The 19845-nt window shown below is 68.2% G+C and carries 15 protein-coding genes and 1 pseudogene; 7 read left to right on the forward strand and 9 right to left on the reverse strand.

Going from position 1 to position 19845, the window contains the following annotated elements; genetic code table 11:
- Positions 1–287 precede the first annotated feature (287 nt).
- Together V1227_RS06180 and V1227_RS06185 are read left to right on the forward strand one after the other, a co-directional pair.
- Complete coding sequence (locus V1227_RS06180; protein WP_329791501.1) at positions 288–4448, forward strand: SpoIIE family protein phosphatase; 4161 nt, start codon at positions 288–290, stop codon at positions 4446–4448.
- Positions 4448–4765, forward strand: a complete 318-nt coding sequence (locus V1227_RS06185; RefSeq protein ID WP_329791502.1) for an STAS domain-containing protein — start codon at positions 4448–4450, stop codon at positions 4763–4765. Before V1227_RS06180 ends, V1227_RS06185 begins: the two co-directional genes overlap by 1 nt.
- 35 nt (positions 4766–4800) lie before the next feature.
- On the opposite strand, the gene V1227_RS06190 is transcribed toward V1227_RS06185, so the two are convergent.
- Both V1227_RS06190 and V1227_RS06195 read right to left on the reverse strand, forming a co-directional pair.
- Positions 4801–7284: an ATP-binding SpoIIE family protein phosphatase gene (locus V1227_RS06190; protein ID WP_329791503.1), complete on the reverse strand. Its 2484-nt coding sequence runs from the start codon at positions 7282–7284 to the stop codon at positions 4801–4803.
- A complete protein-coding gene (locus V1227_RS06195) occupies positions 7277–7654 on the reverse strand; it encodes an STAS domain-containing protein (protein ID WP_329791504.1) in 378 nt (125 codons plus the stop codon). Before V1227_RS06195 ends, V1227_RS06190 begins: the two co-directional genes overlap by 8 nt.
- 697 nt (positions 7655–8351) lie before the next feature.
- Here V1227_RS06195 and V1227_RS06200 point away from each other — a divergent pair.
- Positions 8352–8576: a hypothetical protein gene (locus V1227_RS06200; RefSeq protein ID WP_329791505.1), complete on the forward strand. Its 225-nt coding sequence runs from the start codon at positions 8352–8354 to the stop codon at positions 8574–8576.
- A gap of 406 nt (positions 8577–8982) precedes the next feature.
- On the opposite strand, the gene V1227_RS06205 is transcribed toward V1227_RS06200, so the two are convergent.
- From V1227_RS06205 to V1227_RS06220, 4 genes are all read right to left on the reverse strand, one after another.
- Positions 8983–9150, reverse strand: coding sequence for a hypothetical protein (locus V1227_RS06205; protein ID WP_329791506.1), 168 nt, complete (start codon positions 9148–9150; stop codon positions 8983–8985).
- Between the two features lie 169 nt (positions 9151–9319).
- Positions 9320–9442: a hypothetical protein gene (locus V1227_RS06210; protein WP_329791507.1), complete on the reverse strand. Its 123-nt coding sequence runs from the start codon at positions 9440–9442 to the stop codon at positions 9320–9322.
- A gap of 414 nt (positions 9443–9856) precedes the next feature.
- Positions 9857–10249 (reverse strand): hypothetical protein, encoded by a 393-nt coding sequence (locus V1227_RS06215; RefSeq protein ID WP_329791508.1) that lies wholly within the window; start codon positions 10247–10249, stop codon positions 9857–9859.
- A gap of 8 nt (positions 10250–10257) precedes the next feature.
- A complete protein-coding gene (locus V1227_RS06220) occupies positions 10258–10659 on the reverse strand; it encodes a hypothetical protein (RefSeq protein WP_329791509.1) in 402 nt (133 codons plus the stop codon).
- A gap of 82 nt (positions 10660–10741) precedes the next feature.
- On the opposite strand from V1227_RS06220, the pseudogene V1227_RS40555 reads away from it, so the two are divergent.
- Both V1227_RS40555 and V1227_RS06225 read left to right on the forward strand, forming a co-directional pair.
- Positions 10742–11068: pseudogene (locus V1227_RS40555) on the forward strand (helix-turn-helix domain-containing protein); the annotation flags it as partial.
- 174 nt (positions 11069–11242) lie between these two features.
- A complete protein-coding gene (locus V1227_RS06225; RefSeq protein ID WP_329791510.1) occupies positions 11243–12463 on the forward strand; it encodes a hypothetical protein in 1221 nt (406 codons plus the stop codon).
- Between the two features lie 418 nt (positions 12464–12881).
- Here V1227_RS06225 and V1227_RS06230 read toward each other — a convergent pair whose 3' ends face one another.
- The 3 genes from V1227_RS06230 to V1227_RS06240 all read right to left on the reverse strand — a co-directional run bounded on the left by V1227_RS06230 (position 12882) and on the right by V1227_RS06240 (position 15321).
- A complete protein-coding gene (locus V1227_RS06230) occupies positions 12882–13118 on the reverse strand; it encodes a hypothetical protein (RefSeq protein ID WP_329791511.1) in 237 nt (78 codons plus the stop codon).
- 450 nt (positions 13119–13568) lie between these two features.
- Entirely contained in the window at positions 13569–14642 is a 1074-nt protein-coding gene (locus tag V1227_RS06235; protein ID WP_329791512.1) for an FHA domain-containing serine/threonine-protein kinase, read from the reverse strand.
- Between the two features lie 34 nt (positions 14643–14676).
- Positions 14677–15321, reverse strand: a complete 645-nt coding sequence (locus V1227_RS06240) for a DUF7019 family protein (protein WP_329791513.1) — start codon at positions 15319–15321, stop codon at positions 14677–14679.
- An 81-nt stretch (positions 15322–15402) separates the two neighbouring features.
- On the opposite strand from V1227_RS06240, the gene V1227_RS06245 reads away from it, so the two are divergent.
- Positions 15403–16029 (forward strand): hypothetical protein, encoded by a 627-nt coding sequence (locus tag V1227_RS06245; RefSeq protein ID WP_329791514.1) that lies wholly within the window; start codon positions 15403–15405, stop codon positions 16027–16029.
- Between the two features lie 6 nt (positions 16030–16035).
- Entirely contained in the window at positions 16036–19302 is a 3267-nt protein-coding gene (locus V1227_RS06250) for a protein kinase domain-containing protein (RefSeq protein ID WP_329791515.1), read from the forward strand.
- Positions 19303–19845: the final 543 nt, after the last annotated feature.

Consider the following 19845-nt stretch of genomic DNA (forward strand, 5'->3'; position numbering starts at 1 on the left):
GTCCCGCCGCGTGAGACGTCCCGGACCTGGTGGCGGCGCACTGCCTCCGTCCGCTGCTGTTCGCCGACGCGGGCGGGCAGTTCGTGGCATCGCCCGTCCGTCACGCTGGTCTCGCCTTCAACAGTGTTAGGTCCTGCGCTCCAAGACCTGGGTGGTGCGACCGCAGGCCTGAGACGGCTCGCCTATCCTACGTTCACCTCACCGGATGCGGTGCTGGCGGGAGTTGGGCGACCACCGCATGCCGGGTAGCGGCTCGGGATGTGGTCGGCGTGGACGGGGGAGTTGCGGTGACGCGGTCCGACGACGCCGGGCTGGAGCCGACGGTGCCGACCGACGTCTTCGGCGTCGATGACGAGGTCGGGCCGGATCTGGCCGCTGTGGACTGGCCGGCGACTCCGCTGGGACCGCCGGAGAGCTGGCCGCAGAGTCTGCGGACGGCGGTTCGCATCCTGCTGTCTTCGCGGTTCTCCATGTGGATGGCGTGGGGTCCGCAGCTGACGTTCTTCTGCAACGCCGCCTACCGGCATGACACGCTGGGAGGCAAGTACCCGTGGGCACTGGGCAGGCCCGCCAGCGAGGTGTGGGCCGAGATCTGGGACGACATCGGCCCCCGGATCGACACCGTGCTGTCGACGGGGAAGGCGACCTGGGACGAGGCGTTGCTGCTGTTCCTGAAGCGGTCGGGCTACCCCGAGGAGACCTATCACACGTTCTCCTACAGCCCGCTATATGACGATGACGGCGCAGTGGTCGGCATGCTGTGCGTGGTCAGCGAGGACACCGAGCGGGTCATCGGTGAACGCCGGATGGCAACCTTGCGTGACCTGGGTTCGGATCCCAGCGTGGTGCGAACCGAGCAGGAGGCGCTCGCTTTCTCCTGCCGGCAGCTTGACCGCAACCCGCGGGATCTGCCCTTCACCCTGACCTACCTGTTCCTTGACCAGGGCTCCGTACGGCTGGCCGGTGCGACGGGGATCGACGCAGGGCATTCGGCTGCTCCTGCGACGTTGTCCGCCGACGACCCGGACACGGTGTGGCCCGTGGCTGCGTTGGCTCGGGGCGAGTCCGCGTTGGTGGACCTCGAAGGGCCCGCGTTCGCCGGGTTGCCGGGCGCGGGCTTCGAACAACCGCCCGCGCAGGCGCTGGTGGTACCGCTGCAGCAGCAGGGCGGCGCACCGTACGGGTTCGTGGCGGCTGGGATGAACCGCTATCGCCCACTGGACGAGGGCTACCGCGGATTCGTCGATCTGGTCGCCGGGCACATCGCGGCGGGCATCGCCAGCGCCCGCAGCTATCAGGCCCAACAGCGGCGGGCGGAGGAACTGGCCGAGCTGGACCGGGCCAAGACCACGTTCTTCTCCAACATCAGCCACGAGTTCCGCACTCCGCTCACCCTCATCATGGGTCCCGTGCAGGAGTTGCGCGACCGGCTCGCGCAGTCGGATCCGCGGGCGAGCAGGGAACTGGAGATCGTGCATCGCAACGGCCTGCGGCTGGGCAAGCTGGTCAACACCCTGCTCGACTTCTCCCGCATCGAAGCCGGACGGATGCAGGCCAATTACGAACCAGTCGACTTGGCCGCTGTCACCGCCGACCTGGCCAGCGTCTTCCGTTCCGCTTTCGAGAAGGCCGGCTTGACCTTCGAGGTCGACTGCCCGACGTTGCCCGAGCCGGTGCACCTTGATCTCGACATGTGGGAGAAGGTGGTCCTCAACCTGCTCAGCAACGCGCTGAAGTTCACCTTCGAGGGATCGATCCGGATCTCGGTCCACACGAACGGCAGCGAGGCCGTGGTCACCGTCGCGGACACCGGCATCGGGGTACCGCGGGAGGAGATGCCTCGGTTGTTCGAGCGCTTCCACCGCATCGAGAACGTCCGCTCCCGCTCGAACGAAGGAAGCGGCATCGGCCTCGCTCTTGTGCGTGAACTGGTGGCCTTGCACGGTGGCACCATCACCGCGGACAGTGCCGAAGGCCACGGCACGACCTTCACCATCCGTCTGCCGTTCGGCTCCGCTCATCTGCCCGCGGATGCCTTGTTGCCCAGTCCAACGCCCGCCGCGGTGTCCACCGTTGCCGACCCGTACCTGCAGGAGGCTCTGCGCTGGTTGCCCGCCGAGCACGGCGGAGCTGCCCAAACCGACGTCGATGCTCCCGTCCCGGGCGCACCTGCGGCGGTTTCCGCCATACCGGCGACGGTGCTGGTCGCCGACGACAACGCGGACATGAGGGAGTACCTCACCCGTCTGCTGTCGGGTGCGGGCTACCAGGTCCAAGCCGTCACCGACGGTGCAGAAGCCCTTCAAGCGGTTCGCGCCCGGGTGTTCGACCTGGTGATCAGCGACGTCATGATGCCCCGGCTGGACGGTCTGGGCCTGGTTGTGGCCCTGCGGACCGATCCGCACACTGCCGCGGTGCCGGTGCTGCTGCTGTCCGCGCGTGCCGGGCAGGAAGCGTCCATCGAGGGCTTGCAGGCCGGCGCCGACGACTACCTCGTCAAACCGTTCGCGGCGGCTGAGCTGCTGGCGCGGGTGCGGGCGAACGTGGAGCTGGCCCGGTTGCGCAACCACCACGCCCGCTGGCGAACCGCGCTGATCAACTCCCTGCAGGAAGCCTTCTTCGTCTGTGACGAGCAAGGCGCTGTCGTGGAGATCAACAACGCGTTCGCCGACATCCTCGGCTACGGCCCCGAGGGCTTGCCGTACACCCCGGTCCATCCGTGGTGGCCGGACGCCACCACCGATCCCGAAGGTCACCGCCAGGTGGAGGAAGCCTTCTCCGGTCTGCTCAGCCGCAGCCACGGCACCTACACCTTGCCGGTGACTCACCGCGACGGCCACCTGCTCTGGGTCAGCGTCATGTTCAATTCGGCCCGTGACCCCGACACCGGACGCACCGTGGTGGTCGGCACCTTCCGCGACGTCACCGCCGAGCACCACGCCGTTCAGCGCGATACCGCCCTCGCGGCACTGAACATGCGCCTGTCCCAGGCCACCAGTCTGTCCGAAGCACTGGCCAGCGCGCTGCAAGAGCTCCAAAAACTGTGGCGTGCCGACCGCGTGCTGGCCGTGGTCTTCACTGATCGCGACAAGCCGTCCCTGACCGGTACCGACCTCGAGCTGTCCTGGGAAGCCCTGGACGAAGAGCACCGGACGGTTCTCACCGCACTGCGCGAGCGGCCCACATTGAGCCCGGCGGGCCACGGCACCAGCGGGACCGGGGTGGCACTGGAGCACCCCGACGGGCTCATGGTGCTCTGGCTGGAGCTGGGTGGCCGTCGTCAGTTCACCGACCAGGACGAATTGCTGTTGTCGCTGCTGGCGGGACATCTGGCCCAGGCTCTGAGCCGCGCGCACCAGATCGATCAGCAACGCGAAGCAGCCTTGGCGCTGCAACGTGCCATTCTCGGCCCCTCCCGGTTGCCTGACGGCTTCGTCGTCCGCTACGAACCCGCAGCTCGGCCACTGGAGATCGGTGGCGACTGGTACGACACCGTGAACCTGCCCGACGGCCGCATCGGCATCGTCGTCGGCGACTGCGTCGGCCGCGGCCTGAAAGCCGCCGCGGTCATGGGACAGCTGCGCAGCGCCTGCCGAGCTCTGCTGCTGCAGCAGACAGGCCCTGCTCGCACCCTCATGGCCCTGGACTACTTTGCTGCTGAAACACCTAATGCGGTGTGCACTACCGTGTTCTGCGGAATCTTCGACCCGGAAACCGGCCGGCTGACCTACTCCAGCGCCGGACACCCGCCCGCGATCCTGGCGCGCCCCGACGGCGCCACCCTTCTGCTCGACCAAGCACGCTCAACCCCGCTCGCTGTGCGGCTCGGAGTCCACCGCCCCGAAGCGGAGTTCACCCTGCCGCCCCGCGCCACGATGTTGATGTACACCGATGGGCTGGTCGAGCGGCGTCGCCGCCCGTTGACCGTCGGCATCGCCGAGGCCGGTGAAATCGTTCGGAACGGCCGCGACGCCGCCCTCAACGACCTGGCCACCCGATTGATGCACCAACTGGCCCCTGCAGGAGGCTACGACGACGACGTCGCCCTGCTGCTCTACCGCCACCCCGGCCCGTTGGAGCTGTCGTTCCCCGCTGAATCCGCACAGCTGGCACCGGTCCGGAAAACCCTGCGCACCTGGCTGGGCAAATGCGGACTGCCCCCTCACGCCGTGCAGAACGTCCTGGTCGCCGCGGGCGAAGCGTGCGCGAACGCCGTCGAGCACGGAAAACGCGGCAACGGATCGCACGCCGTCTGGTTGCGAGTCGAAGCGTTCGCGGACGACCTCTACCTGACGGTGAAGGACTCCGGCCGGTGGAAGACGCCCCGCCAGGACGTCAACTCGAACCGCGGGCGCGGAATCGCCCTCATGCGCGCGACGATGCAGCACGTCACAATCACCCCCGGCCCAGTCGGCACCACGGTCGACATGCACCTGAGGATTCACTGATGACCACGTCGCTCACCTTCACCTCCGGTCCCGGTCCAGCCGGCACCGTGGTCGTCAAGGCCGTCGGCGAGATCGACATGAGCAACAGCGACGCGTTGGCCGCCGCGCTCGACGACATTCCCGGAAGGCTGGTCCTCGATCTCACCGAGGTGGAGTACCTCGACAGTGCCGGCCTGAGCGTCCTGTTCGGGCACGCTGACCGCATCGAACTCGTCACCACCTCGTTGCTGGAGCCCGTGGTGGCCATCTCCGGGCTCGCTGAGATGACCACCGTCCGCATCGTGGAAGACTCCTCCGAGCACGGCCGGCGTCCATAGCAGGCCAGACCGGAGTCAATGCCGCGCTCGTGACGTCATCGCAAAGGCAGGCGGTGGATGCGGTTCGGTCGTGTGGCGATCTCCGCCCACACGACCTTGCCGTCCGTCGTGGCCCGGGTACCCCACCGCGCCGCGAACGCGTTCACCAGGAACAGACCGCGGTGCTGCTCCTCCTCCGGGCCTGCGTCGAACAGGCGCGGGACGGCGCCATCGTGATCGGAGACGTCGATGGTCAGCCGGGCGCTGTCGTGGTGCATCCGCAACAGTCCCGGCTGGCTGGTGTGCTTGACCGCGTTGGCGACCAGTTCACCGGTCACGGTCAGCGCGGCGTCTGAAACGTCGGTCAACTGCCACTCGGCGAGCTGCTCGGCGACGAATCGCCGCGCCCGCCTCGCGATCCCAGGGGAGGGGGTCAACGACATGGAGGCCACCTTCCGATGGCCGCCCGTGTGGTGCACGTGCAGCAAGGCCACGTCATCGTCGTGACGGCCACCGGTGAGGCGAGCGATCAACTTGTCGCAGGCCACCTGGGTGTCGATGTCGCCGGGAAGGCTCCGCAGCCCGTGGACCAGGTCGTCGATCCCGGTGATCAGATCCCGGTCACGGCTCTCGACCAGGCCGTCGGTGTAGAGCACGAGGCGGGCGCCCACGGGGAAGAGCGATTGCCGCTGGGAGAACTTGTCGCCGATGCCCAGTGGCATGCCCGTTCCCTCGCCGATCAACGTGGTCGTGCCGTCGGACAGCAGCAGGACTGCGGGCGGGTGGCCCGCGCCGGCGTAGGTCAGGGTCTGGTCCACCGGATCGAACACCGCGTAGAAGCAGGTGATGAACGTGGCGCCGGGAGTGGTGTCGGCCAACGCGGAGACGTGGTGCAGCACATCGCCCGGAGGCAGGTCCAGCAGTGCGTAAGAGCGCACGGCGGTGCGGATCTGGCCCATCACGGCGGCGGCGGTCACGCCGCGCCCGACGACGTCGCCGATCACGAACGCGGTGCGGCCGGCGGTCAGCTCGATGACGTCGAACCAGTCGCCGCCCACCTCCGACCCGGTCGCCGCCGGGAGGTAGCGCGAGGCGATCTCCAGGCCGGCGACCCGCGGCACGACCGGCAGCATGCTGCGCGTCAGCTCCGTGGCCATCGTGCGCTGACGGGCGAACAACCTGGCGTTGTCCAGGGCGATCGCGGCGTACCCCGCGATGCCCTCGGCGAGCTGCTCGTGGCGTGCGGTGAACCGGCCGGTCTCGTGGTGGCCGAAGAAGAACCCGCCCAGCACCTCCTGCGAGGACGGCGAGATCACCGACACGGCCAGGTAGCTGCGCACCGGCAGGTGCCCCTCGGGCATCCCGTGGTGCGGCGCGCTCAGGCCGTACCGGGGATCGAGAGTGATGTCGTCCGACCGCATCGTCCCGGTCCCCTTGAACGTGGGCTCGAAGACGGCCGTGTTGCGGGGCATCGGGAAGCGGGAGAACGCCTCTCTGGGCACGCCCGAGATGCTGTAGAGGGTGTAGGACTCGCCGAACTGGTCGACCAGGTTGTAGAAGAACGCCCCGAACTCCGCACCGGTGGCTTTCGTCGCCGCGTCGGTCGCGTCCTGAACCAGCACGTCCAGGTCCAGCTGGGCGGTCAACCGCCGGCCCACGACCTGCAGCGTGTCCACGAGCTCCGCTTCGGCACGCAGCCCGCGTACGGCGTCTTCCAACGCCTCGGCTTGCCGGCGGCTGGTCTCCTCCAGCACCTCGAGGTGCTCCTGCAGCGCGTCCCGCTGTGCCGCGAGCCCCACCTCGCCCTGCCCGCTCCACGGGTGGGCGAGCAGCCCCGCCCGGACGCTCACCGAGATCGCGCGGAACAGCTCGGCCGCCTCGGCGGAGATCGGCACTCGGGAAAGCATCACCACGCAGAACACGTCACCGTTGGGCAGCACGCCGCCGAACCCCAGCACCGAGGAAACAGCATACCGCTCCACGAACCCCTGGTCGGGCATCTGAGCGCTGCCGGCTGCCACGGGTACGTGGAAGACGCCGAACCCCCTGCTGCCCTCCTTGGCCGTCCCGCCGACCACGTCGGTGGGACGCAAGCCCAGGTCGGAGAGCAGCGCCGAGATCATCGGAGCAGCGGCGACCGCGTCGGTGGACGCCAGCGGGATCGCCCGGTGCGCCTGGGACAGGGCCGGGTCGTTCCACTCCGGCTCCATCCCGGCGCTCGCTTCCAGGGTGAGGCACCGCAGGTCCGGGGACGGAGGGCCCGCCGGAACGGGCGTCACAGCCTGCCGCACGTCGTCGGCCAAGTCAGCGAAGCGGCGCGTGACGAACAGGCGGACCAGCGGCAACACCGGCACATCGTGCTCGTCCACGAAACTGTCGCGCAGCCAGCCGACCACACCGGACGCGGCGGCGGAGAAGTCCGGCGCCTGCTTGGCGACGCCGCGCAGGGCAGCCGCGGCCTCGACCATGTCGGACAGGCCGAAGGCCTCGAAGTCGTAGCCGCTCCCGGGGCCCGGCCGGGCGGAGCGGCGTTCAGGCATGATCGGCTGGACCGATCGCAGCGTGCGGGACCTCATCGCAGACGGACAACATGAGGTGCAAAGACGTCATCGTGATGGCTGCCTCGACCTGCGGTTGCAACGCCGCCAAGCACAACGTGCCACCTGCGGCCTTCGACACCTTGTACAGCCGTACGAGGGCGCTCAGCGCGCTGGAATCGCAGTAGACCAACCGCGAGAGGTCCAGCACCAGCGCTTGCCCCACCGCAGCGATCGGCTCCGCAATCTCGAGGAACCGCGGAGTCGAGCCGAAATCCAACTCACCGGTCACAGTCAGCACCGTGTCGTCGCCACGATCCCGCACGTCCACCGACAGCGGTTCGTCCTCGTCCCCGGCATTCTCTAACACCACCTCTCGGAGGTTACGCGACCATGCTCGCTGGAATGTGATAGCCATGCCTCACCAGCAGGTGCGCGAGTAGACCTGTTGAGTGTTGTGCAGGAGGTACCTGCCTGGGATTGGACGCGACGTCGCAACAAGCCAAGTTCCTGATCGGGTGAATACCGGTGATCCAAACGGGAACCCCGGCCCTGCCGGGTCTGAGCTTCGCTGGATGCGGCGGGACGACACGAGCGGTCTGGCGTTGCTGAGCGGTGCCGTTGAGCAGCCAGCGCCCCGCGTGGGTCCGGTAGCGCGGTGCGGGCTGCTCCAGCGGTCCGCACCGCGCCTCACCTCGATGTCGACGTGACGGCGCACGCCGTTGTCCAGATCGAATGATCCGGTACCCGGCCGTCGCACTGTCGGCTGGACGGTGCACGGCCCGCGTTCTCTTGGCTCAGCGACGCCCGCGTGGTGCTCCGCTGATCTGCACTGGTAGACCAACGGTGCTGCATACGATCACCCGGCAGGCGTGGCCGCGGCTGCAGTGCCACCTCTCCGCGATACCGCTTACATCATGTGCGTCGGCGCGAGCTTGGGTCTGCTGCACGAGTAGGTGACACGTGCCGACAGCTTGTCGCTCGTAGGAGTGAAGCACGAATCCCGCACAGCCAGCCGGGTAGCCGGAGGAGCAGCAACGCCTGGCCAAGAAGAAGACGAAGGAGTGGTCATGAGGCGACGAATGATGACAATGCTGGCATCTGTGGCAGTGGCATCCGGTGTGGTAGTGGGTGCTGTCGGCTCCGCTGCTGCGGATCCAGACATCTCGGTTGTCCAATGCCTGGTCGGCGGCGGTCTGCCGATCCCCGAGTCCGAGGACGGCCAGAACCTCGTGTGCCTGGGCGGCGCATACAACGGCCACAAGGTGCGTCTCCCGCAACAACCCGGTGCGTGAGTCACGATCATGAGTCGCCGTGGTCGGCGCGGTCGCGCATCGGTGAGAAGGCCGTGACCGTCGAACGGGTTGGGCATCTTGGCCCAGCGCTGCAAGTGGGTGTCGGTGACGCCGGGCCGATGTTCCCAGGTAGCGCGCCACGGCACCCTGCACATGATGACCGCGTTGCCCACGCGGCGACCACGGTGGCCAGCGAGCGGGTCTTGGTGTCCCGCCACCGGACCTGTGTTCCGCTGTCGAAGCATCCTGCGAGGTCAACGACCAGCAGCTGCGCAGCCACAACACCTGCTCCCACGACTCGCCGTAAGAGGTGCGGCGGGTGAGTCTGGTCGCGCTGGTGTCCCTCGGATGGCTGGCCTTCAGCGAGCTGCGCCGAGCGTGATGCGATCCCCGAGACGACGGCCTCCTACCGCGTCTCGCCCAGTTCTACGACGACGCCGGCGACGGCGGGGTGCTCGTCGACGACGAGGGCCAGGTCGCGCGGGGCCAGCGCCAGCGTCCTTCTCCCGGCTGCGAGCGGTTCGACCACTTCCAGCGTCCGGGCGGGCGTGCTGAAGTCGAGTCCGACCACCACGACCGCCACGGTGTCGGTCCCGCGATCGTGAGGCCGGTTTCCAGCGGCAGCACCCCGCTCACTGTCAGAACCCCTTCTCTCCCAGAGGTTCGGGGCTACGCGGCGCCTTCGTGGGTAGGGGTCGACCGGCGGGGTGCCTGGACGATGTCGTCCGTGATGAGCAGGTCGGTCAGGTGGCGGTGATGTCCAGCTTGCCGATCCTGTTGGTCGTCAGGAGGCCGAACCAGACGGCGCCGGGTTGGTGGACGTTGATGTCGCAGGGGTAGGAGGCCGACGAGGGTGTGCTCCACATTCGGACCTCGTGCGTGACGGGGTTGAACCGGGCGATCTGGTTGCCCAGCCCGAACAGTGCCGGGAAGCTGAAGTCCTGTCCGCAGGCAAGCCGACACGCCGGCTCATCTTGAAATGGTCACTTACTAGTCCAGGCCACTGACCTGCACGCAGCGCTGGGAGCTTGCGCTCAGCGAGGATCGCTCAGCGCCATCACCGCTGGTGATAAGCTTCTCTGTTCCCTCAAAGCGGAGGGAAGTCCTCGTGTTCGATGATCCCGCTGGTGGTTTTGCCGAACTCCTGTGACCTGTGCAACCTGGCGGTTTCGCGACCGGGCCGGCTGCGCTGCTGCTGCCGTGTCAACAACATGGCGCGGCTGGTCGCGCGACAAGCTGAAAGCACTGGCGCTCGAGCTCGTCGCGCGACCATCTGGGGTTCAGAAAGTGGTGATGTGCGCCCTGGCGTTGACGTTCGTATCCCCTGTCACCGAGCGCAGGTCGACCTTCAATTCGACCTGGATGACGCGGTCGGTGTCGTTGCGCCACACAAGCGAACGATTGCCCCCCTCCCTCTGGTCGACGCCTTCACCCAAGAGGTGGTCACCGTTGAAGTTGTACGCGCGGAAGCGCACCGTCTTGCCGCCTGCCGATGTGACACCGACCCGCACGAAGTAGCCGGGGTGCACGCCGAAGGGGGCGACGCAGTCGACGTACCCCTCCAGCGCGTCCACGTCAGCGCAGAAGACGTCGACGTACGGGGGCGGGGCGGCCGCTGATGCCGTGACCGGTGCGGCCACCAGCAGCGTGGCGGCCAGCGCCGGCCCGATCACGAGCGTCCTCATGAGGTCGTGATGCTTGCGCGAGCGGCGACGTTGACCGTGACGCAGCAGGCGACCGGGTCTGCCTCGACGTCGACCTTGATGGTGCTCGACGTGTCGTTGCGCCACAGCAGGCCCGTACCGCCGACCTTGAGCTCGCCGGTCTGGCCGAGCAGGTGGTGGCCACTCACGTTGTAGGCGCGGAACCTGACGGACTTTCCCCCTGCCGAGACGTTCGTGACCCGGACGAACTCGCCCGGAGCGACGTTCCACCTGTCACCGATGCACGGTTCGAACCCTGCGTCCAGCGCGATGTTGTTGCAGGCGAAGTTGTAGTCGGTTGCAGTCGCCGTGGAGGGAATCGTCGAGAGTGCGACCGCGGCCACGGAAGTGGTGAGGGCGCACTTGAGCAAGAATTTCACTGTTCTCCCCCTGGGAGTGATTTCGTGCGGTGTCAATGATTTCGTGCGATGTCCGCGAGTGCGGTCGAGGCCAACGATGCCAATGAGCGCACGGCCGGACAACACGCCGCTGTCCCGACATGCCACAACATGCCCTGACCAGGTGATATCCCCGTGTGTGGGATGGCTGCCATACTGCCCACGACACCGAAGGCTGGGGAGGGCGATAGGTGTGGCGGGTGGCAGGGAAGAGCTCGCGAGCCATCTCGCGGCACTCAAGCAGCGCAGCGGGCTGAGTTATTCGGAGCTGGGGAGGAAGTCGCACATCAGCAGTTCGACGCTGCACAGGTATTGCTCGGGAACGACTGTTCCGCCGGACTGCCAGACCGTGGCGGGAATCGCCATGGCGTGTTCGGCAGGCGATGAAGAACTGCTCGAACTGCTGGAGCAATGGAGACTGGCGACCGGTCGGGTCGTTGTTCCGAAAAGGGTGCAGTGTGCATCGGAATCCCGGCGTCCGCCACGTCCGCGCACCCTTTCCGCGGCATCCGCCGGGCTCGTCCTGGTGCTCGTCTTCGTGTCGCTGACGGCCAGTGGTGCGGACGTGACAACCGTCCCCGCGCGGCAGCAGGTCGCCGGTCCGTCCTGGCAGCGCGAACGGCCGCTGACGCCGTCGTTGTTCGGCGTGACGGCGTCCTCGTCGAGCGGGGTGATGCCGTCGTTCCGGGTCGGCAGCCTGCGGTTCTGGGACAGCGGCACCCGGTGGGCGAGGCTGCAGCCGCGGCGCGACGCCTACGACTGGACTGTTCTCGACCGGCTCGTCGCCGGCGCGCGGAAGGCGGACCTGCCCGCGACGCTGGTGTTCGGCGGCACACCGGCGTGGGCCGCGCCTGCCGGGCCGAAAGCACCCTACGGCGACGGTTCCCGCAGCGCGCCACCCGACGACCTGGCCGTGTGGGAACGGTTCGTCAGCACGCTGGCGGCCCGCTACCAGGGTCGCATCGACGCCTACGAGGTCTGGGTCCACGCCAACGACCAGCGCTACTTCTCCGGTTCGACGGAAACCTTGGTGGAGATGACCAGGCTGGCCGGACGCGCCATCAGGGCCGTGGACCCGCGAGCAGCCGTGGTGTGCCCGTCGATCGCCCGGCTGTGGACGGACGAGGGCCGCGCCGTCCTGCGCCGATTCGCCGAACTGCGCGGCTACGACCACTGCGACGTCGCAGGTCTGAACCTGCACCAGCAGCACGCGGCCGATCCACCGGAGACCATGATCGGTCTTCTGCAGCAGATCGACGGTGCCCTGCACGACGCAGGCGTCCACCCGCGCTTGTGGAACACCGGCGTCACCTATGAGTACGTTCGCGACGAACGGCTGGACGAGCAACGCGCGGCCGACTACGCCGTGCGCTTCTACCTGGTGGCAATCCACGGCTCCCACTTCAGCCTCGAACGCACCTACTTCTACAACTGGGGCGGTGGCGGCCTGCCCATCACGCTGCAGGCAGTCGGAAGCCCGCCCACCAGGGCCGCGCTGGCGGTGGAGGAGCTGCAACGGTGGCTGACCCGCACCAGCACCCAGTCATGCGGGCAAGGCCTCGCCATCGACTTGCCGGCGAACGTGTGGCAGTGCGAGTTCACCGCGGACGACGGACGGCTGCTCACGATCCGCTGGACGCACGAGGGCACCGCGACGACGTCACTCCCACCACATGCCGAGGAGGTGCGCGGCCTCGACGGCACCAGCCGTCCGGTGCGAGCGGGAGACACCCTCGTAATTTCCGGAACGCCTGTGCTCATCGTGCAGCAGCCAAGGAGCTGGTAACAAACCATGGCCACTAACACCAAACTTCACCTGGCCGTCGATACTGGCGAGTACGGGCGAGGCGGGTAATCGCCGGCAAGGCCCACGCCCACCCCAGCACTCGCACCGCGTTACGTCAGCAACGGATCAACGCCGCTCTTCGACCCGATCTGTACAAACATCGCAACGTGGTCAACGCTGCGTCAACGGCTCAAGCAAATTCTGCGGCCTGACAACCAGCTTCGCCACAGCCACGGGCGTGCGATCGTTGTAAGCCGCACGCCGGAAGCAGCCAGCGGCGACCTTTGCACCCATCTCTCGGGGCAGAATTCGACCTCGCTGCTTCGCAGCGCAAATGGCAGGACGGAGCCCGGTATGCCCCACCGCGACTCCGTCCCGACCTGCCACAACGGCGCAACCGTAGGATGCGCCGCTCACATCACTCGTCGTCCGGGTTCGCGCACAGGCCGCTGTCGTTGCCGGACAGAACCGGCACCGCGATGACGTTGACGTCGATGAAGCAGACGTTCAGGTCACTGAGCACCTCGGAGTCGTCGAGGTTGACTCCGCCGACCTGGTGGGTGAGGTCCAGCTCCGGGGCGTCGGCCGACGCCGTCGAGCCGATACCGATGAAAGCGCCCGCGATAGCGATGGCCGCTCCAGCCTTCTTCAGCACAAAAACTCCTTCAGATTTTTTCGGTCGCGGATCGCCAGAAGAGATGCACGTGACGATCTCGGTCGAACCATATCCAGCCGTGCAGGAAGAACCAAACCGTCCATCGCCCGCGCGAGGACGCCAATTATGTTTCGATTACACAATCGAGTGAATCTGTGTCGCACGCCTGGAGGTCATCCAGGTGTCGACCTGCGAATACCTTCAACGGAGGAGTGCCTCCAGAAGTGAAGAATCCACCGAAAGAGTGAGCGCGCTAGTGCGCAGTCGACGTGAAGCAATAGTGCGGCTGACGAAGGTGTAGTCCCGTGGCTCAAGGACGGTCGCAGGTTGCCTTGCGTGGCGACCGCGCGATTCGGGTGGCAGCGCACCTGCTCGGCCTTGAACCGCATCCGCGGTGACGCTCGCTGACGGGGCTACCGAAGTCCGTTCAGGCCGCAGGGATTCGCGCGCTCACCCAGCTTCGATCAGCATGTCTCGGAACCGCTCGGCGGACACCGGCTCGTTCTCGATCAGCACCTCGTCGACGGCGGCAGCGAGACGTGCCGGCAGGGCTGGTTCGCGTACCCGGATCGGCACCGCCGGCTCGCGGAGCACCACGGCAACCGGATCGGCGCCTGCGGGGAAGTCGCGTGGTGTGGTGCCGGTCAGCATCCAGTAGAGCGTCGCCGCGCATGCCCACACGTCTACGGAGGGTGGGGCGTAGCGGTAGTTCAGGACCTGCGCGCGTGGCATGAAACCGAGGCTGCCGCCCACTTCGCCGGTGCGGGTGTGTTCGGAGAGACCGGCGAGGTCGAAGGCTTTGGCGAGCCCGAAGTCGGCCAGTCGTGCGACGCCTCCGTGCAACAGGATGTTCTGCGGCTTGATGTCCCGGTGCACGATGCCTCGCGCTGACCGGGTGGTGCCGTCGGCGAGGCGGACGCCGGGCACTTCGGCGGAATGGGCGTGGGCCAGACCGGTCAGGACGTCGCGGATGATCCGGACTGCTTTCACCACGGGTTGTTTGCCCAGCTCCTCGATGCTGCCGCCGTCGCAGTAGGAGCTCACGAGGAACGGCGCCGGCTCGGTACCCGCGTCGAGCAGCGGGACGATGTTCGGGTGCCGCAACGCTCGCATGGCCGTGACCTCGCGGATGAGGAGCGCCGCGGTCTGCGGCGTCATGTCGTGCAGCACCTTCACGGCCACGGATCCGCTGTTGGCGTGCCGGGCGAGGAACACCGTGCCCTGAGCTCCGCGTCCGAGTTCCTCTTCGAGCGAGTAGCCGGCGAACTCGGCGGGCGTCACGGCGATCCGCACGATCGTCGAACCGATGCGGACCTCGTCGCCGTCGGCGAGGTCGTGCTCGTCCACCGGGACGCCGTTGACGTGGGTGCCGTGGCGGCTGCCCAGGTCGTGCACGCGGACGGCGGGAGGTGCGATGGTGAAGCGGCAATGTCGGCGGGAGGCGTTGAGGTCCTCGACCCGCAGCGCGCAGCTCGGGTCGCGGCCCGCCACCACCGTTCGAGGAGCCAGGTGGACTTGCCGCACCCCATCGACCTTCAGGTGGACTGCCCAGCGCACGTCAGTCCACGAGTGCCACGTACAACGGCGAACCGAGCAGCACCGTGTCGCCGCCCGCGCTCTTCCCGTGCAGCAGCCGGCGGGCGACGAACTCCATGTTCTGGGCGGGTCCTCGCAGGTCGGCGGTCGTCCGGCGGACGGCTTCGAGCGCTTCGGCGTTCCCGTCGTACTTCTCGGTGAGCACGGCCGCGACCTCCGGCGCCTTGACGATGCCGTCCAGCAAGGACGGCAGCATCGACCGGCTGATCAGCGGGTCCTGTTCGCCCTGGGGAGGAGCGCCGAACACGTGGGCACGTGAACCGCCGAGGCCCAGCACGGTCTGCCCGGTGCGTCCGCCGAAGTACACGAGTGACAGGCCGTCCGCGCCGACCAGCGGGCCCCACGTCAGCGGCAGCATGCCCCAGAAGAACTGGCCCGGTTCGTCCACCGAACCCAGGTCGCCGAAGTCGGTCAGGTACCGGACGACGCGCTCGAGCCGCGCCGTGCGGTCGGCGCCCACCACGGCTTCCGCACCACGCTTGCCCTTGAGGAACTTCAGGTCCACCGCCAGCTCGGACGTGCGCTTGCGCGTCGCGGCGGGGTCGATCTGCTGCAACAGCATGTCCACCTTGCTGTCGCTGATGTAGACGAAGTACTGGAACGACATCCAACCCCCTCGGTGCGCCTCGGCATGATCGTCTCACCGATGTCCACCCACCGGTCCGGTGTTCTTGCCATCATGTGTGCGGTGACCCTGCCGATCTTCATGAGCACCGTGCGCCAGGAGGTGGGCAACCTCCTGCGGGCCGGGGCGATCCTGCACCCCGTGATGGACGAGGACGCCCATTTCCGGTACGGCCGAGTCTGCGCCGCTCAGTTCGTCGACCTCGCCCTGCGCCGCCACCTGTGGTTCTCCTACGGCGGCACGCACGTCGGCCCGAGAGGGCTGCAGGTCACGCGGCACCCCGACCCGCTGGACAGCCCGGACCCCGACGAGCAGCTCCTGCTGAACGTCGTGTTCGAGGGGACCGGCACCACGTCGATCGTCCGGCCGCGCCCGCTGGAGTGGTGGAACGGCCCGGCGAAGCAGGCGAGCGCCGGGCTGAAGGCGGACGGGCTCGGGATGCTGCGCCGCCGTCGATACCGGGTGTTGCGACTGCTGCGCGAGCTGCGAACGGACATGCGCCTGATCGCGAGGAGCAGTGAGCAGAGCTGGGACAGCGCACCGGACGTCTTCCGCGCCGGGTGCTCGTTCGCGGTGTTGTTCAACATCGACACCGCCGTCCCGCACTGGCCCATGCCACCCGAGGAGGAGTTGTTCGTGCCCTCGATGCTGTCGACCGCGTTCAACCTCGCCCTCGACATCGCCACCTGAGCGACCGTGGACGAGCACACCCTGGACGGCGACCCGCCCGCGCTCCTCGTCGAGTGGAACGCGGGTGACCGGGTGCTGGACCAGTACGAGATCACCGGTGTGCACCGCGGTGGCATGGGCGTGGTCTACCGGGCCAGGCACCTCGGCTGGGACGTCGACGTGGCGATCAAACGGCCGCGGCCGGAGCTCTTCCGCACGCCCGCGAACCGCGACAGGTTCGCCCGCGAGGCGCGGACGTGGGTCGACATCGGGCTGCATCCGCATGTCTGCAACTGCCACTACGTGCGCACGATAGACGGCGTGCCCGCCGTCGTCGCCGAGTACGTCCACGGTGGGAGCCTCGCGGACTGGATCCGCGATCGCCGCCTGTACGCGGGGTCCGAGCGGGAGGTCTTCGCCCGGATCGCGGACCTGGCCGTGCAGGCGGCCTGGGGACTTGCCCACGCGCACGCGCTCGGCGTGGTCCACCGCGACGTGAAGCCCGCGAACATCCTGGTCGGCGACGACGTGAAGATCACCGACTTCGGGCTGGCCGGTGCGGCGACCGGTTCCTACCGGGGCACCAGGCAGTACGCGTCACCGGAACAGGCAGCCGGGAGGACCACCGGGACGCGCAGCGATGTCTGGAGCTTCGCGGTGAGCGTCCTGGAGATGGCGACCGGTGACGTCACCTGGCTCGCGGGTCCCGCTGCCGGGGGAGCGTTGGCAGGTCTGGACCTGCCGCGTGGGCTTGCCGGACTGCTCGGGTCGTGCCTCGAGTGGGATCCCGCGAACCGACCCGGTGACATGGCGGAGGTGGCGACCGCGCTGATCGAGCTGCACGAAGCCGGGGCAGGCCCGTTCCGCAGACTCGCGCCGTCCGCGGCGGTGCTCCGCGCGGACGAGTTGAACAACCGCGCGCTGTCGGTGCTGGACCTCGGCCACACCGCGGAAGCCGTGCACCTGCTGGACGAAGCGTTGAAGGCTGACCCACGCCACCCGGAAGCGACCTACAACGCCGGTGTGCTGCGATGGCGGACAGGCAAGACCACCGACGACGCGGTGCTCACCGATCTGGAGGCGACGGACCCGTCACGGGCCCGGCCACTGATCGACCTGGTACGAGCCGAACGCGGTGACGCGCCACCGGATCACACCGTCCACATCGGATCGAGGCGGAGCGCTGCCCCTGTGCGCGTGACGCCGGACGGAAAGCTGCTGCTGCTGGGGGACGCTGCGGGGGCGGTGCGCGTGATCGAGATGGCGACCGGCGCGTGTGTGCGCGTCCTGGCCGGTGAAGGAGATGAGGTCGAGAAGATCGCGGTCAGCTCCGACGGCCGGCAGGTGATCACCGCGAGCAAGGCCTGGGAAGCGGTGCTGTGGGACCTGGTCGGCGGCCGTCCACTCCTGCGGAAGAGCAGTTGGGGCAGGACGCAGGACGCGTTCCACCTCGAGTTGTCCGCCGAGGCCAGGACCATCATGACCACCAGGCTCCTCGGTGACCTCGAGACGGTGCGGGTCCAGCGCCTGGACAGCAGACGGCCGGCGCGCAGGCTCACCGCTCCCTCGGGCGTGTCCGCGCTGCGGATGACCGCGGACGGCCGGCACGCGCTCGTGGGCCAGAACGACGGATCGGTCCGGGCATGGGATCTCACCACCGGCACCGCGATGTTCACGCTCGAAGGGCACACCGGGCCGGTGAACAAGATCGAGATCGGTGCTCACCACGTGGTCACCGCGGCCGGAGGCTCCATCGGGGCCACCGATCGCACGGCACGACTGTGGGATCTCCGCACCGGCCGGTGCACGCACGTGCTGAACGGCCACACCGGTTCGCTCACCTCGATCAGCGTGACCCCGGACGGGCGGCTGGCCCTGACCGGGAGCGGCGACCGCACGGCGAGGTTGTGGGACCTCTCCACCGGCGCCTGCCTGCAGGTGTTCACCGGCCACACCGACATCGTCCGGTCGGTCGCGCTGTCGCGGGACAACCCCCGGCTGGCGCTGACCACGGAGTTGCACGGTGTCGTGCGGGTGTGGGAGATCGAGACCGGCCGCTGCCTGCGCACGATCACCGATGGAGTGCAGTTCGAGGACAACGCCCTGCTCACCGCGGACGAGCAGATGCTGGTGCATGCCGGTCGCACCGAGGTCCGCCTCTGGAAGATCGGCGCGTGGGTGCCGAGTTCGTTGCAGCACGCCCGGTCCCGTGCCGCCGCCGAGTTGCTGACGGTGTCCAAGGAGGCCGACGACCTGCTCGCGCGCGCCGAGCGGGAACCGGAACGCGCGCACGACCTGCTCCGCCGAGCGAGAGACCTGCGTGGGCACGAGAGGTCGGCGCGGCTGATGGAAGCGTGGCGGAAGCTGCCGTCAGCGCGGCGGGAGTTCCGCACCGCGTGGCCGAGCGAGGGCATGGACGGTGGCGAGGGCCCGTTGACGGGCATCTGCGCGACGTCGGACGGCCGAGTGCTGTCCGTCGGTCATGCCGACAACGCGGTCTGGGTGTGGGACTTGTCGTCGCGCCGCCGGGTCGCCACGCTCGCCGGGCACACGGAACGCGTCCGCTCGGTGTGCGCGAGCGGGTCCTACGTGGCGGCGACCGCGGACGACGGCACTACGCGGGTGTGGCGATCCGGCGAACTCGAGCACGTGCTGCGCGGCCACCACGGTCCGGTTCGCAGTGTGTGTGCAACGTCTGATGGCAAACTCTTGGTGACGGGTGGCGAAGACTCGACAGCGCGCGTCTGGGAACTGAACTCCGGACGGTCGGTGCACGTCCTTCGCGGTCACACCGGTGGGATCGCCGCTGTCCTGCCCACGCCGGACGGACGTTTCTGCGTCACGGTCGGCATGCGGGACAGGTCGGTGCGCGAGTGGGACCTGCTGTCCGGCCGGTTCACCCGCTTTCTCGAGACCTACCCGTCGCAGTCGCTGTACTCGGCGAGCATCACGCCGGAAGGTCACCTGCTCACCGTCGGGGTTCCTTCGCGGCAGGGCGTGCGCGTGCGTGACATGGCGTCGCTTGAACTCGTCCGCACTCTCGGCCGCGACACCAGTTCGACCATGTTCCACATCTGCACGAGCCCGGACGGCGGAATCGCAATGGTTGTGGAGTCAGCCGGCGTGATCGGTGTCTGGGAGGTCGCCACCGGCCGGTTCCGGGGTCACATCGAGGGGGCGACCAGGGCGACGGATGCTGTCTGCTTCACGCCCGACGGCAACCACGTCCTCGTTGCCGGCGACGACGGCCGAATCAGGGTGTGGGACGTCGACTGGGAGCTGATCCGGCGCTGATGCGTTTCTAGGGGTAGGGCTTGGGCACAGCGACATCCACCCAGCTCACCGTGACGGCAGGCCAGCTCGGATGTCATCTGACGGTGCAGCAGCCCCACAACGGCGCTGGACAAGAGCGTTCTGCCGGCCCAGTTCCCCGGCTGGCGCCGGCTCGTCGTCCTCTCCGCCGAGGGGCCTGAGAACAGGAGAGCGGTGATCGAGGATCGCGTCGGGCAGTGACACGCCGCGCCCGCCTTCACCGCGGAACCCGGCAGTGCAGTGGTGGCATGTACGCGGCTCACCTGAGCCGGAAGTCGGGTCTGCCGGCGTGGCGCATGCTCGATCGGACACATGTGGTTACACCAAAAGGCAGAAACTCCGAGCTGTGGTGGGAGCGCGTTGGACAGTGTGGTCCAGGCGGGCGTTCGGGGGAGTGCATGGTGGCAATGTGGTGTCCTCTGGATTAGTGGGACTTCATCGGCTTCCACGACGCTGACGCGGCGGATGGCTGCGCCGGCGCACCGTGCACATGTCCATCAAACGAGCCCCGAGCGGAACGGAAGG

This window comes from Lentzea sp. DG1S-22 (assembly GCF_036321065.1).
GTDB lineage: Bacteria > Actinomycetota > Actinomycetes > Mycobacteriales > Pseudonocardiaceae > Lentzea > Lentzea jiangxiensis.

What these genes read in the sequence shown, in the direction of transcription:
- V1227_RS06210 (WP_329791507.1), bottom strand. Translation starts at nt 9,442, where the DNA reads ATGTGGAGCACACCCTCGTCGGCCTCCTACCCCTGCGACATCAACGTC.
- V1227_RS06200 (WP_329791505.1), top strand. Translation starts at nt 8,352, where the DNA reads ATGAGGCGACGAATGATGACAATGCTGGCATCTGTGGCAGTGGCATCC.
- V1227_RS06185 (WP_329791502.1), top strand. Translation starts at nt 4,448, where the DNA reads ATGACCACGTCGCTCACCTTCACCTCCGGTCCCGGTCCAGCCGGCACC.
- V1227_RS06190 (WP_329791503.1), bottom strand. Translation starts at nt 7,284, where the DNA reads ATGCCTGAACGCCGCTCCGCCCGGCCGGGCCCCGGGAGCGGCTACGAC.
- V1227_RS06240 (WP_329791513.1), bottom strand. Translation starts at nt 15,321, where the DNA reads ATGTCGTTCCAGTACTTCGTCTACATCAGCGACAGCAAGGTGGACATG.